15 protein-coding genes are annotated in these 13636 nt (G+C 66.6%); 5 read left to right on the top strand and 10 right to left on the bottom strand.

Translation table 11 applies throughout. The features are described 5' to 3' along the window. Nucleotides 1-29: 29 nt before the first annotated feature. The 5 genes from ACGFNP_RS51980 to ACGFNP_RS51960 form a co-directional block, all read right to left on the bottom strand. Entirely contained in the window at nt 30-395 is a 366-nt protein-coding gene (locus ACGFNP_RS51980; RefSeq protein ID WP_393331067.1) for a hypothetical protein, read from the bottom strand. 102 nt (nt 396-497) lie between these two features. Further along, nucleotides 498-1076 carry a hypothetical protein gene (locus tag ACGFNP_RS51975; protein WP_393331064.1) on the bottom strand — a complete coding sequence of 193 codons (579 nt, stop codon included), beginning with the start codon at nt 1074-1076 and terminating at the stop codon, nt 498-500. Between the two features lie 826 nt (nt 1077-1902). Beyond that, nucleotides 1903-2958, bottom strand: a complete 1056-nt coding sequence (locus ACGFNP_RS51970) for an ATP-binding protein (protein ID WP_393331061.1) — start codon at nt 2956-2958, stop codon at nt 1903-1905. Continuing rightward, the gene (gene kaiC, locus ACGFNP_RS51965; protein WP_393331058.1) at nt 2958-4487 is read right to left on the bottom strand and encodes a circadian clock protein KaiC; all 1530 of its coding nucleotides are present in this window, start codon (nt 4485-4487) and stop codon (nt 2958-2960) included. Before kaiC ends, ACGFNP_RS51970 begins: the two co-directional genes overlap by 1 nt. Then, nucleotides 4484-4789 (bottom strand): circadian clock KaiB family protein, encoded by a 306-nt coding sequence (locus ACGFNP_RS51960; RefSeq protein WP_357653770.1) that lies wholly within the window; start codon nt 4787-4789, stop codon nt 4484-4486. Before ACGFNP_RS51960 ends, kaiC begins: the two co-directional genes overlap by 4 nt. Before the next feature lie 86 nt (nt 4790-4875). Between ACGFNP_RS51960 and ACGFNP_RS51955 the strand changes: the two genes are divergently transcribed. Next, nucleotides 4876-5109 carry a hypothetical protein gene (locus ACGFNP_RS51955; RefSeq protein WP_358319464.1) on the top strand — a complete coding sequence of 78 codons (234 nt, stop codon included), beginning with the start codon at nt 4876-4878 and terminating at the stop codon, nt 5107-5109. 241 nt (nt 5110-5350) lie between these two features. Here the strand turns inward: ACGFNP_RS51955 and ACGFNP_RS51950 are convergent, their stop codons facing one another. Beyond that, a complete protein-coding gene (locus tag ACGFNP_RS51950) occupies nt 5351-5551 on the bottom strand; it encodes a GlsB/YeaQ/YmgE family stress response membrane protein (protein WP_358319467.1) in 201 nt (66 codons plus the stop codon). A gap of 626 nt (nt 5552-6177) precedes the next feature. Here ACGFNP_RS51950 and ACGFNP_RS51945 point away from each other — a divergent pair. Continuing rightward, the gene (locus ACGFNP_RS51945; RefSeq protein ID WP_358138084.1) at nt 6178-6378 is read left to right on the top strand and encodes a hypothetical protein; all 201 of its coding nucleotides are present in this window, start codon (nt 6178-6180) and stop codon (nt 6376-6378) included. Nucleotides 6379-7054: 676 nt separating this feature from the next. On the opposite strand, the gene ACGFNP_RS51940 is transcribed toward ACGFNP_RS51945, so the two are convergent. From ACGFNP_RS51940 to lgt, 4 genes are all read right to left on the bottom strand, one after another. Next, nucleotides 7055-7744 (bottom strand): hypothetical protein, encoded by a 690-nt coding sequence (locus ACGFNP_RS51940; RefSeq protein ID WP_393331052.1) that lies wholly within the window; start codon nt 7742-7744, stop codon nt 7055-7057. Between the two features lie 277 nt (nt 7745-8021). Continuing rightward, nucleotides 8022-8582, bottom strand: a complete 561-nt coding sequence (locus ACGFNP_RS51935) for a dihydrofolate reductase family protein (protein WP_393331049.1) — start codon at nt 8580-8582, stop codon at nt 8022-8024. 56 nt (nt 8583-8638) lie between these two features. Further along, nucleotides 8639-9682, bottom strand: coding sequence for a hypothetical protein (locus tag ACGFNP_RS51930; RefSeq protein WP_393331046.1), 1044 nt, complete (start codon nt 9680-9682; stop codon nt 8639-8641). A 160-nt stretch (nt 9683-9842) separates the two neighbouring features. Further along, entirely contained in the window at nt 9843-10643 is an 801-nt protein-coding gene (gene lgt / locus ACGFNP_RS51925) for a prolipoprotein diacylglyceryl transferase (protein WP_393331043.1), read from the bottom strand. Between the two features lie 112 nt (nt 10644-10755). On the opposite strand from lgt, the gene ACGFNP_RS51920 reads away from it, so the two are divergent. The 3 genes from ACGFNP_RS51920 (at nt 10756) to ACGFNP_RS51910 (ending at nt 13617) form a co-directional block, all read left to right on the top strand. Continuing rightward, nucleotides 10756-11883 carry a sensor histidine kinase gene (locus ACGFNP_RS51920; protein WP_358319479.1) on the top strand — a complete coding sequence of 376 codons (1128 nt, stop codon included), beginning with the start codon at nt 10756-10758 and terminating at the stop codon, nt 11881-11883. Then, nucleotides 11880-12524, top strand: a complete 645-nt coding sequence (locus tag ACGFNP_RS51915) for a response regulator transcription factor (RefSeq protein ID WP_358319481.1) — start codon at nt 11880-11882, stop codon at nt 12522-12524. The genes ACGFNP_RS51920 and ACGFNP_RS51915 overlap by 4 nt, the downstream gene beginning before the upstream one ends. 247 nt (nt 12525-12771) lie before the next feature. Continuing rightward, nucleotides 12772-13617, top strand: a complete 846-nt coding sequence (locus tag ACGFNP_RS51910; protein ID WP_393331041.1) for a peptidoglycan-binding protein — start codon at nt 12772-12774, stop codon at nt 13615-13617. The last annotated feature ends 19 nt before the right edge of the window (nt 13618-13636 follow it).

Below are 13636 nucleotides of genomic sequence, written 5' to 3'. Positions count from 1 at the left end.
CGGCCCGGATCCCCTGGTTAGCCACTCACCTACTGATCCACGTCCTCCTCATCGAGAAGCGGAAGGACGCCACATGCGTCGTCGATTTCTCCAGTTGCGATCATGTCCTGCACTGCGGCGATCATTGAGTCGAAGCCGGGTTCACGGATGACGATCAGATCGGAACACCAGAAGTACTGGCCTCTGAGGCACTCGCCTGTGTCCCGCCAACGATCCATGATCTTGCTGACGACGCCGAGCGTCATGAACGTAGCGGACCGGCGAGTGCCGTCGGACAGAGTGATGGTCGCGTCTGCTTCATCAGCAGTTTCAGGGACGTACCCTTCCCAGCGAGTGAGCAGCATCTCGAAGTCGGGTTCGCTGATGCGGTAGAAAGCGCCGTCGATCTCGATCACGAGCCCCACCCTGTCGAGCATCACGGGACACCGCAACGGGAATGCGTCAACTTGCCCTATCTACACAGGTCACGTGTTGGACGGCTGACCGGACTCGATGTATCAATCCATCCAGTGGAACCAGGCATCGAACACGCTGTACGGCGGACTGCCGAGATTTGTTTCCACCCGAAGCTCGGCCTCTAACGGCAAGCTGAGGACCTGAGAATCGAGCAGGGCGATATCGTGTCGGTCGAGCACCTGGCGAATCTGCCGATACTCCTCCGCCCACCCCGGAAGAGCGGTATTCGCGACCAGCGACAGCGCTGGCAAGCCGCTACTACTGGCACCACCTGGCCCAGAAGATTGGACGTCGGGCTTGAAGAGTGCTGCCAGTGGAGCGAGCCGGCACAGTGCAAGGGGCAACCCCTCAACTCTTGTCCAGCCGTTCTCGGAGCGGCGCATCGATCCGTCGCGCTTGGTGATGAAGACATCGACGAAGGATGCATATCCAGAGCCGTAATGCCGGAACTCAGCATGATGAACGCTCAACGTTGGCATTCGATCGAGATCAGCGACGACCCGCCGAAGGAACCCGTCAACAGCGGTAGCCCCGTCAGCCCATGCTCCCGCCGCGCTTGTCAGTTGATCATTCACGGCGCTTCGGAGAGCCGTCGGATCGGTCGCCAGCTTCCCGCTCACTGGTTCACTCCTCGGTCTGGCTTCTCGTCCGTTCGTCACAATAGCCGTGGCGTCCCGGCTGAGCTGCCAAGGGCGTCGAGGTTGCAGTTCGGGTTGCAATGCGGGAGCGTTCAGAGCCGTTCAGGAGGGACCGCGCATGCCCTCTGACCTGCATTGAACGATCTGGAACGACTCGAACTGGATCTTTTAATCCGTAGGTTCCGGGTTCGAGCCCTGGGCGCCCTGCTACTCCACACCCCATCCGACCTGCGATTTCTCGATTCTCGGGGCTTCGCGGGGAGGCCGAGATACTCCGTCGGTTGCTCGCTGGTTGATCTTCGGCACGGTTCCGGCACATCACCGGGCATCCCGGCCCCTGGATGGGGCCGTTTTTCAGGCCAGACCTACAGGAAGGCCAAGAGAACACCAATTCGGAAGCCCTGCCGGGCAGCCCGATCCGGGTTTCGCCTGCTATCACATCAAGACTTGATCAAGCCGCTTTCCCCGCAGATACCAGCATTACCCGGGCGGCCGACGTATCGAACTCCTCGCGCCCGGGAGCTGTGCGCCTGCCGAAAACGCCATCCCTGCAGCTGAGCATGCCGTAAGTGGCGTTCATTCCAGAGCAGGCAGACTGCACCCACCGCTCCATGACCGAGTTCATGCGAGACATGCGAACGCCGGTGAGCACCATCTGGATATCGGGCGTCGGTGAGGATCTGCTCCATGAGGGCCGGGAACGAGGACGATATCAAGGTCATCCGACGTGTCCGCCTTGGCGGGCTGATCCACGAATACGCGCAGGTTGCATAGGGTGGCCGAGTTCTTGGCACCCACAGGCGAACGCTCAGAACGGCGGTGCCGGGGGTAGACGCAGGCAAAAGCAAGCGCCTCCTTGTTCGCCTGGTTCGAAGTAGGTGTCGCCACCGTTGGCCTGGGCCAGGCTTTGGACGATCCACAGACCCAGCCCCGAGCCCTCGGTCTCCCGCTGGGTGCGCGATTCACGGCTGAACCGCTCGAACAGGCTCGGCCGGAACTCTTCGGACACGCCGGGCCCGTTGTCGCACACCCGGATCTCCACGCCGTCGGGCTGCTCGGCTACCCGTACCTCGAACGGCGGGGCTCCGTATCGGAAGGCGTTCTCCAGATAGTTGATCAACATCTCTGACAACTCGCTACGATCCACCAGAGCCCGGACTTGGGGATCGCACGACACGTACACGTCCTTGGGCCGATCGGCGAACTCGGCCAGCCGTTCGAGGATCACCTCCAGCACCGGCACCGGCTCCACAGAGACCCGCACGGCGTTCGCATCGATCTTCGCCACGGTGAGCAGCTTCTTGACCAGTGCCTGGAGATTCGCCGTACGAACCGCGATGCGGTCGAGGACGTCGACACGCTCCTCGTCGGAAAAGCTCTCCTCGGGCTCACGCAGCATGTCCACCAGCAGGCCGATCCCCGCCAGCGGGTTGCGGACTTCATGGGCGACCACGGCGATCACCCTGCTGTGGCGTTCGAGTTCTGCTTCGAGCTGCTGTTCGGCCTCGCGCCGGAGAGTGAAGTCGCGCAGCGCGGCGACGTACAGGTGTTCTCCTGCCACCGTCGCGGTGGTGGCGCGCATCTCGACCACTCGCGTCTGGCCGCCGGGCAGCATCAGGTCGATCTCGGTCGATTCGCCGTTGACGACCGGGTAACCGAACGGGGTGCCGATGAGTTCGTCCGACGGCCGGCCGAGCAGTTCCTCGGCGGCGGGGTTGCAGATCCGGATCACACCGTCCTCGTCGACCGCGACGATCCCGTCCGCCAGCGCCGCCATGACCATATGTCCGGCGTCGCGTCCGGGATCGGAGAGCCGCATCGGTTCGGTGTTCGGCCTCTCCGCGCTGTCGCGGGGCTCACCCATCAGCTCTCATCCTGGTCCCCGGCCGTTGCGCGGTCTGGGTCGATCGGCCACTCCGGGTGGCGTGGCAGTACGCAGGCGTCGGAGAGCATGTGGAAGGCTTCGGTATAGGGGTCACCGATGTGCATACCGGCACCGTCGATGGCGATCTGGCGGATGGTGTGGTCATGTGCCGAGCCGCGCGTCTGCAGGACGGCGATGGCACGCCGGACCACACCCGCCCCTTCGATGTAGGGCAGCAGGATCGTCACGTCGGCGATGCTGGCGACCTCCATGATCGGCGCTGTGAACATCGATGTTCCCCCGCCGGTCGGTGCGGAGGTGAACAGGGTCGTGATCTCGTGCTGCCGCACGACCCCGCCCAGTGCGATGACGAAATCCAGCAGTGTCCGCGGCGTCGCTCTCCGCTCAAGGGCGGAGAGACCGTCGATGATGAGCCGAGCGGGGGCAAAGTCCTCGGTGTCTCTCCTGATACGCAGGAAATGATCCTCCACTGAGGCCACTTCCGGGTACGTGGCAGTTACTCGGAGCAGTCCCGACGCCTCCATGACGTCCAAGTCCAGACCCCAGCCAGCGGCGTTGCGGCCGAGTTGCCCGCGAGTCTCGTCGAAGGCATGGAAAAGACAGCGTTCGCCCGCCTGGAACGCGGCATCGGCGAACTGCAGAGCCGCCAGGGTCTTTCCGCCGCCGTACGACCCGATGAGCAGGACGACCGCGTCCCGGAAGACACCACCGCCCACCATGGCGTCCAGCTCGATGTTCCCGGTGGAGACCCGCTCCTGCGATGCCCGGTCACGTGGCACGAGGAACGCGACCGGGATGATGACCAGCCCGTCTTTCGGGTCGATGGTGAACAACCACTCCCCGGTGCGGTGAGTGGTGCCGCGGAACTTGACAATCTCGATCGTCCGGTGTCGTCTTTCGTCCCGCATGACGTTCCGCATGATCATGACGTTATCGAATACGAACTCCTCTATGCCTTGCCGGGTAATGTGGTTGTATTCTGCGTCGCGTTCGGCGGTCAGGACCGATGTGACCTCGAGCGACTCCAAGACCCGGGCGAGCCGATACAACTCACGGCGAATGAGTTCCCGATCGTCGAAACGCATGAAGACCGCGCCGAGCGAATCCAAGGAGACCCGTTTGGCGCCGATCTGACGCACGGCGCGATCGACGCGGGCCATCAGCGCGCCCAGGTCGTACGTCCCCACAGTGGGCGTCTGCTCACCGGCCTCCGGCGAGGCGTCGACGAACGTCCACTTTCCCTCGGCCTCCCAGCGTGCGATGTCGAAGCCCAGGGGGCCGACGTTGCGGCGAAGATTCTCGGGTGTCTCGTCGAAGGCGACGAACACGCCGGGGTCACCGAAACCGGCGATGCCCCGGGCGAGGAACTCCAGGCAGAACAGCGTCTTCCCGGTGCCGGTCGTGCCGGCCACGAGCGTGGACCGACCGGCAGGAAGCCCCCCGATGGCGATGTCGTCGAAGCCATTGATACCGGTCGGTGTCCGCCCGACCGTGGCACTGCCCGTCATTGCGCCTGCCCTTCTGGGGACGATCTGCCCACCTCAGGAAGGCCGAGCAAAGCTGCAGCCCGAGCCTGATCGGACAGATCTCCGATAACCCGGAAACGTGGGAGCGGCTTGGTCCTGATCACGATTGGGATGGCCAGAATCCGCTCCTCCTCCGCGAGGTCCGGTTGTTCGGCGGCATCGATGACCTCGATCTCATGGCAGCCGGGAAGATAGGTGTCACACAGGGCCCGCAGATTCGCCACCGCGGCCAGCGACCGCGGTGTCTGCCCTACCACGTACAACCTGAACGAGTAGGTCGCCATCGGCGTCAATACCGCAGTGCCGTCAGGAACTCGTGTTCCGACTCGGCCGGAATCCCTATCATGACGCCCCCTCGCCGCACCGACCCGTGGCGGCCGACACGCTCATCACGGCCCTGGCCGCTTGCGCCTGGTGCCTATTGCGGCCGGTCGCCCCCCACCGGCGCCAGTCGGCCCCCACCAACCCCGGTATACCCCCGCTGACCGCCCGCTATCTGCCCGTCGATGTCGACCGACGGCTGTCCGAAGCCCTGCGGGAGCAACCGGTGAAGCTGCCGGCCATCGCCGCCCACACCGGGACCAGCCGTACCGGCCACCGCTGACCCACGACTACCTTCCGCCACGGTCTCAACCGCCCAAGCCCGCTCTGGCCGCCGTTGATGTCCCGTCCCAGCGAACCTGACGTAGCTCCGATGCTCTGAGTCACGTCCAGCGAAGTGGCGTATGAGTTGACCTTCGCGTGATCCAGTTCCGCTGGTCAGCGTGACACGCTGACGATCACGTCTCTCCGATCGGAGCGCCCTGGCGATTCCCCCCTCAGAAAGGTCGCCGCCGTTTCCCCTGTCAAGACGGGAAGCCCTCGCCGAAGAATTCGCCGGTACCGCCGAGGTCGAAGAACAGAGCGGTGAGGGCGCCGTCGAACAGCGCACCCGCGATGCCGAGCAGGCATGTGACGACGATGCCTTGTACGTCCTTTCCACCCATGACGAGCTTGACGACGCATCCTACGATGAAGCCGAGAATGATCCAGGCGACGATGCCCATGACCGACTCCTGAGTGACGATGAATATGCTGGTCGGTTTCGTGTCGGATCATGACAGGAGAGTCGCCGCATTTCACCGCCTTCAGTTCGCCTTTCACTGCCCGTGCCGGCCGTACATGAAAGACGCCCCAAGCCTTTCCGACTCGTCCCGCGCCTTGCATCGGCTACGTAGGACGAAAGCGACATCTTCAATATACGCCCAAAATTATCCCCGGAAAGCGCCAATCGAACTGAATTCCACCGAAGCGAGTACAATGGAGTCGCTAAAGATATTTAGCGCGCCGGCAATCACGTCGGCGCCGTCCGGGGCGTTTCACCACTGCGGCCCCAGCCGGCCGAGACGGCCGGTCGATCATGACGACAAGGCAAGTCACCTCACCTGCCGCCCGCGTTCCATTCAGACCTCCGGCCGGAGCATCCGCCCTACGGCTGAGCCTCGGACCTGCGCGCTCGGCCAGGAGGGCCCCGTGTACGGGCATTGTCCCTCTGGGGAGATCGCCCGCAGGACCGCACAGAGCCCAGGCTTGAGCCGCTGCCTGAATCCGGTTCTGATGAAAGGGGGCAACAGTGCCTGACAACTGCGTACTGATCATTCGATTTCACTCACTAAGCGGTGAAGATATCTCCATGATCAGTAAGGATTTCGATGGAGAGCAGGGAGCGCTCGAGGTGATCGCTCGCGCTCTTGACGAGCAGCGCAGCCTGGTTTTGACCCGCGCTAGGTACGACCGGGAGACCGAGACGAACGGCGTGGTCATCAACCTGGCCAACGTGGTGTTGGTGCGGGTGTCGAAGACAGACAGCGCCGAGGCGGGACAGTACCTGTAGCGGGAAAGCCGGCCCCGCGATTGACACCACTCCCGGCACCTTTGCGGCCGTCCTGGAATCGGCAACTCGATTGACGAGGAATCGGGCTCGGTCGGCTGTAGTGTTGTATGCAGGGCGTGCACTCTCATGTGCAACGGCCTGGAAGGGACGGCCCCGGCGCGAACACGCCGGGGTCGTTTTCGCGTCCAGCGAGCCCATGTTCACCGTGACGCCGGTCGGCACGGCAACATCCGCTCAGGCCACCATCGGCAGGCTGCGGTCCAGGCCCGTGATGCGCAGCAGCGCGGACATGTACGGGCGGGGAGCCGCCAAGGCGACTGAGGGGCCAAGATCGTTCCGGACAGCGGACCTTGCGGTGTGACTCTATGCGGCTATCGGTGGTGCGTAGTACTCGTTGACACCAGGGGTGAATGCTCGGCAGGTGCGCATCGGCATGCGATACGACATAACAGAGAGCGGCATTCTGTAGTCACGGTCATCTGATCGTGAGCCACGGTGCGACACGCCTCCGCGGTGTCGCCCCGTCGAGGCGGCGGTCATCGGCCTGGAGTTCCTCACCGGGGAACCGCAAGGTCATCGGCGTCGCCGATGACCACATGCTCTCCTTGACCGGCGTCCGGTTGAGAAGGGCAGGCTGTTGTGTTCCTGCCGTCCTCGGCCTTGTGATGTCCTCCGACTACCGTGTCGTGGCCGCGGCGGCGGCCGGAGTCACGACGCTCGTGGCCGCGGTGTGGCGGGCGCTGCGCAATGTGCTGATGCTGACCGCGAGGGTCCACAGACTCCAGAGGGCGCCCATGCTGGCGGTGGTCCCCCAGCCCTGTGCGCTGTAGAAGTCGGCGGGGTTGTCGCCGAAGTACAGGGTCGGCAGGAAGGCGAGGTTGATCGCGGCGAGGACGTACGCGGAGCGGCCCACCCAGCGCGGGAGCAGGCCGAGCCTCGACACGGCGATTCCCAGGGCGATCAGGAACAGGCCCATGAGGAGTCGGGAGACGGCGCCCTGCATGAGGTACTGCGCCGCGGCGAAAGGCCCCTGCGCTGTCGTGTCAAGGTCGTGGTCCACCGAGATCGCCGCGCCCACCTCCATGGACTGAGGGACGAACACCATGGCCACCCAGAGCACACCCGCCGTCTGGACGATGCCGGCGATCCAGTCGTAGGCCGGGTTGACGTGGCGGATGAGCTGACGAAGTCCGATGAAGTAGACAATGTAGAAGGTGCAGCCGGTGATGCCGATGAGACTGCGGGTCAGGATGTCCCAGTCCGGTGGGGTCTCGTAGATGAAGTACAGCGGCACCTGCACGACGATGAAGAGGCTGGCGATGATGCCGAACAGGCCGGTGTACCTGCGGATCGTGGGTTCGGTCACGATGTTCCTTTGATCGTTTCCTTTGTGGATATTCGGGATGGGGCGTCGGTCGGCGATCCACGCCCGTCGCCGCTCGCGCTCGTGGCGAGATCGGCGCCGGCGCGACCCGGCGGGCCTGCTCGCCGCAGGGGTACACAACCCGCGCGGTAGAGGTCCTTCGCGGCCTCTTCCGTCGAACAAACCGCCGCTGCGGTCATCGCGGCGGCGAAGGCCGGGGCATATCGGGCCCGGTTACGCCGCTGGTCCATCACCTACCAGCAGCCCTGCCACGCTCCCGCTAGACGCGGTCGTACCGCATCACGACCACTTGCGAATCGTAGGTACGCGATTCGGCCAGCCTCAGGCCCAGGCGCTCGTCGCGCGGGACGAACAGTGCGCGGCCGCCGCTCAGCACGACCGGGTGGACCGCGATGTGGTACTCGTCGATCAGGCCGTGGTCGGTGAGCGCGGCGGCCAGGCTGGAGCCGCCGGTGAGCAGCAGGTCCTTGCCGTCCTGCCGCTTGAGCTCGGTAACCCGCTCGGCGAGGTCGTCGCCGATGACCCGGGTGGCCCAGTCGGTCTCCTTCAGCGTCCTGGAGAAGACGATCTTGGGTGTGTCGCGCCAGAGAGGTGCGAACTTCAGGACGTGTGGGTGGTCCGACATCGACTCGGCGTTCGGCCAGAAGGCCGCCATGCCCTCCCAGACGCCGCGCCCGTACAGGAAGGTGTCACAACGGTCGCTCAGCGTCTCGGAGTACGACGACAGTTCCTCGCCCATCAGGGGCCAGTCGAACTCGCCGTTCGGGCCGTCGATGTGGCCGTCGATCGAGGTGTGCACCCAGTAGATGATCTTACGCATGTTTCGCTCCCGCTCTCTTTGCTCGCGAAGGTGGGTCGGAACCGGGGCGACGTTCTCTACATCATTCCGGCGCGAAATGTTCTCGGTCCTTTACGACGGCCGGTGGGCTTCAAACGGCGGCCCAGCAGCGCCAGCAGGACCACTGTGAGCAGCCCCAGGGCGGACAGTTCCAGCTTGTCGGCAAGGGTGACGGCGTTGGACACCACCCCGAACGCGGTGTGTCCCACCAGCGCCCCGCCGGCCAGGCAGAGGCTGTGCCGGTCCGTCCACTCGCCGCTCGCCGTCCACCGGCGTACCAGCCAACCGGTCAGCACGGCGAGGGCCGCCGCGCCCAGCATCGGCACGGCCACCCAGGCGCCGTGGGTGAAGGCGGGCTGACTGGCCCCGCCGAACGGGTACAGCAGCGCCAGATACCCGAATCCCGCCAACACCCCGAAGCCCCCCGCCACCCAAGCCCCGACCCGCGCACCTCGCACCGTCGAGGGGGAGGCGGCGGACGCCTTGTGGAGTACGCGCAGGGCCACGAACGCGAGCAGCGCCACGGCGACCACACACCCCGCCAGGACCGCGACCGGTGCCTGGTAGCCGGGGTCGATGGAGGTTGCCACGGTTACCCGCAGCAGGAGTCCGCCCAGCACGAACACCACCCCGGCCACCACGAGTCCGGTCCGCTTCAGGTACGGCCGGTCGCGCAGGCTGGGGAAGATCAGGTCGGCCAGCAGGATCGGCAGCGCCACGCTGAACACGGCGTGGTAGGGCAGGTTGAGCTCGGTGTAGGCGCTGTTCAGCCCGAGGAATCTGGGCGCCCATCCGGCCACCCCGTACATGGTGGGGCTGCTGAGCGCCTGCAGCACCAGTCCCTCCTCGACGATGCCGTACGCCAGCCCGAGCAGCAGGATCGGCGGCCAGCCCCCGCCGCGCCGCCGTACCAGCTCACGGATCAGCACGGTGCCCGCGCCGTAGATCGGGATCCAGAGGAGCATCAGCCAGATCTTGCTGAGCGGCGGGTTGCCCAGCAAGAGCTCGGCGATGACCGGCGTGATCACCGCCAGCGTCAGCGCGGCGCGGCGGCCGCCCTTTGGCCTGTCGGGTGCGTTCATAGGGCCAGCGTGCCGGGTGGCGGGAGCCCGTTTCTGCTGGCGAACGGCCGGAACGTGGCAACCCCGGTTACTTCCGCCAGACACTTTGGATGCCGGTCTTGGTGACTTTGGTGGTGATCCACTCGGATGAAGTGCGGATCGGCTGGGCTGGTGGGGGTGGTCAGGGGCCAGTGGGCTGCTTCTGGCGGGTGGCGGTCAGGTAGGTGATCGCCGCCCCGAAGGCCAGCAGCGCGGTCCAGACGTTGAAGCGCAGCCCGAGGATGTGCGGGGCGGGGTCTATGCGCAGCCATTCGATCCAGGCGCGGCCGGTGGTGTAGGCCGCGGCGTACAGGGCGAATGTTCGGCCACGGTCCAGCCGGAAGCGCCGCTCGGCCCAGAGGACGAGGCCGGCCACACCCAGGTCCCACAGCGACTCGTAAAGGAAGGCCGGGTGGTAGGTGGCCGTGGATTCCAGGCCCGGCGGTCGGTGGGCGGGGTCGATCTCCAGCGCCCAGGGCAGGGTGGTCGGCCCGCCGTACAACTCCTGGTTGAACCAGTTGCCCCAGCGGGCGATCGCCTGCCCGAGGGCGATCCCGGGCGCGACGGCGTCGGCGAAGTCGCGCAGCGGAATGCCGCGCCGGCGGCAGGCCAGCCACGCGCCCAGCGCGCCGCCGGCCACGGCGCCCCAGATGCTGATCCCGCCCTCCCAGATCGCGAAGGCGCGCAGGGGGTTCTTGCCGGGGCCGAAGTACTGCTGCCAGTCGGTGGCCACGTGGTAGATCCGCGCACCGATCATGCCGAACGGCACGGCCCAGGCGGCGATGTCCCCGATCGTGCCACGTTCGCCGCCGCGGGCGGTCCAGCGGCGCTGGGTGACCCAGATGCCGACGGCGACGGCGAGCACCATGAGCAGGGAGTAGGCGCGGATGGGCAGCGGGCCGAGGTACCAGACGGCTTGGGACGGGCTGGGGATGGCTGTCACGCCGTCGAGTCTGGCTCCGGTGTGGCTGCGCGCACATCGAACGGGACACCGATCGCCGGGTCAGTCGACTGGTTGATGCCGGACAGACGGGTGGCTGATTATCGTCGGTGCTGTGGAGTCCTGGGAGCGGTCCCGGCGTCGGTGGCAGCACGCCTTCTTCGCCTCGTGGCTGGTGCTGACCTCGGCCGGGCCGCTGATGGAGGTGCGTCAGGTCCTGCCGGTGGCGCTCGTGGCCGGGTTGGCCGCCTGGTACGCGGTGTGGTTCGTGCTGCGTACGCCTCCCGCGGGTGAGGTGCCCCTGCCCTATGTGGTCGGCGGCGGGTTGCTCTGGCTGGGGCTGTTCGCGATCGACTCGTCCTTCCTGGTGGTCTGCTTCAGCGTGCTCGTGCCGTACTGCATGGACGCCCTGCGCGTCGGGCTGGTCGCGGTGCTGTCGTGCGCCGGAGGGTGGTTGTGGCACAGCTACCACGAAGGCGGGTCGATCACCTGGACCGAGATCGCCATCACCGGGCTGATCGCGATCAGCGCGACCGCCGCGGTCGGGTACTTCTATTCGGTGGCCCGGCAGAGCGCCGAGCGCAAGGAGCTGATCGACCAGTTGCAGGCCGCCCAGGAGGCGCGGGCGGCGGCCGAACGGCAGGCGGGCGTGTCCGCCGAGCGGCAGCGGCTGGCTCGCGACATCCACGACAGCCTGACCCAGGGGTTCGCCAGCGTGGTGATGCTGCTGGAGGCGGCGCAGGAGCGGTTGCCGGACGACCGGCACCTGACCCAGGCGTTACGGGCGGCCAGGGAGAACCTCGCGGAAAGCCGCCGCGTGGTGCGGGCGCTGCGGCCCGGCGAGCTCGACGACGGCGGCCTGCCGGAGGCGCTGCGGCGGCTGTCGGGCCGGCTGTCCGACGAGACCGGCATCGACGCGCACACCGTGATCACCGGGGCGCTGCGGCCCCTGGACACGCACCTCCAGGTGGAACTGCTGCGGGTGGCGCAGGAGGCGCTCGCCAACGCCCGCCGCCACGCCCATGCCGAACATGTCACCCTTACCCTGTCGTACATGGAGGACCTGGTCGTGCTGGACGTCCACGACGACGGCGACGGCTTCGATCCCGAGCGGGCCGCCGCCGGCCACGGACTGCTGATCATGCTTGAGCGGATGGAGCAACTCGGCGGGACGCTCCTCGTGGAAAGCACCTCTGGGGAGGGCACCACGGTCGTGGCCAGCCTCCCGGCGGTGGCGCGATGACCGCGCGGGCGGCGATCCGGGTCCTGATCGCCGACGACCACCCGGTGGTCCGTGACGGCATCCGGGCGATGCTCGGCACCCAGGACGATCTGGAGGTGGTCGGCGAGGCGGTCTCAGGCTCGGACGCGGTACGGCTGGCGCGTGATCTGCGGCCGGATGTCACGCTGATGGACCTGCAGATGCCCGAGCTCGACGGCGCGGCGGCGATCAGCCGGATCCGCGAGCACGACCCCGGCGCCAGGGTGATCGTCCTGACCACCTATGACACCGACAGCGACATCTCCCGTGCCATCGATGCCGGAGCGATCGGCTACCTGCTCAAGGACACCCGCCGTGAGCAGCTGTTCGACGCCATCAGGGCGGCGGCCCGAGGGGAGAGCGCCCTGTCGCCGGCGATCGCGACCCGGGTGTTGTCATGGGCGCGCACCGACGCGCCCGGCGCGCTCAGCGGCCGGGAGATCGAGGTCCTGGGCGCGGTCGCCCAGGGGATGAGCAACAAGGCCATCGCCGCCCACCTGTGCATCAGCGAGGCCACGGTCAAGACCCACCTGCTGCACATCTTCGCCAAGCTCGACGTCGACGACCGCACCGCCGCCGTGACCGTGGCGGCCACGCGGGGGATCATCCGGCTCGGCGGCTAGGGCAGGTCTTTCGGCGTCCTTGGACAACCGGCCACGCCCCACAGGTATCAGCTGAACGCGACCTCCGTGTTGGTCGTGGGGTCGCAGCTCACCCGCCATCGGATCACCTGTGACATGCGCGTACGCCTGTACGAGGGCGCCTGTCGGACAGGCTGACAACACCGATCTTCTTGCGGACATGTGAGCAATCCGAAAAGTTGGCTTCCGCCGCACCGGAATCGCCCCAGCCCCCGCACCAGGAGTAACTATGAAGTTGCCGTCATACGCCGCTGCCCTCGTGCCGGCCGTCCTGTTCGCTTCGCTCATTGGAGCGTACGGGGCGTCGGCGGCACAAGCGGCCGACGCTGGGGCGCTTCCGAGCGTGAACATGGAAGCCACCGTCAAGGCGGCGCAGATCGACCCGCGACGGCCCGACAGCACGCTGACCCCGGGTGCCAAGGCCAGCGTGCTCCTCGTTGAGCAGGCGCTGCGTGACCGGCAGCTCCTCGACGCGAAGTGGGTTGACGGCTACTTCGGTTCCACGACGGTCACCGCCTTCGCCAAGTATCAGAAGTCTCTCGGCCTCACCGGTCTCGACGCCAACGGCCTGCCGGGCAAGACGTCGCTCGCCAAGCTCGGAACCGGCCGCTTCAAGGTCACCAACGCCATCGACTCGGGCGCCCGGGTGTCCACCGGCGGGTTCACCATCAACACCCGTACGCGAAGCATGCTGGCCGAGGCGAAGCGGCTGCTCGGCCGCAACCTCAAGCTGGATCAGGGGTCGTACAACCCCGGCGGCGACCCCACGTCCGCCGGCACCCACGACGGCGGCGGCGTCGTCGACATCTCGGTCGAGGGGATGAGTTCCGCCACCCGGACCTCGGTCGTCCGCGCGTTGCGCCTTGTCGGCTTCGCGGCCTGGGTGCGTAACCCCCAGCAGGACGACTGGCCGTGGCACATCCACGCCACCGCCATCAGCGACACCGCCCTCTCCGGCCAGGCCCAGCACCAGATCGGTGACTACTACCTCGGTCTGAACGGGCTCGCCGGCCGTGGCCCCGACGACGGCCCGAAGGTGACCATCCGCACCTGGGAGGAGTACCAGCGCCGCTGACTCCACCCCCGTTGACCAT

Origin of the sequence: Nonomuraea sp. NPDC049269 (assembly GCF_043197155.1) — a bacterium.
Taxonomy (GTDB): Bacteria; Actinomycetota; Actinomycetes; order Streptosporangiales; family Streptosporangiaceae; genus Nonomuraea.
Note: the sequence above shows the minus strand (reverse complement) of the source record. Positions and strands in the feature narration are given on the sequence as shown.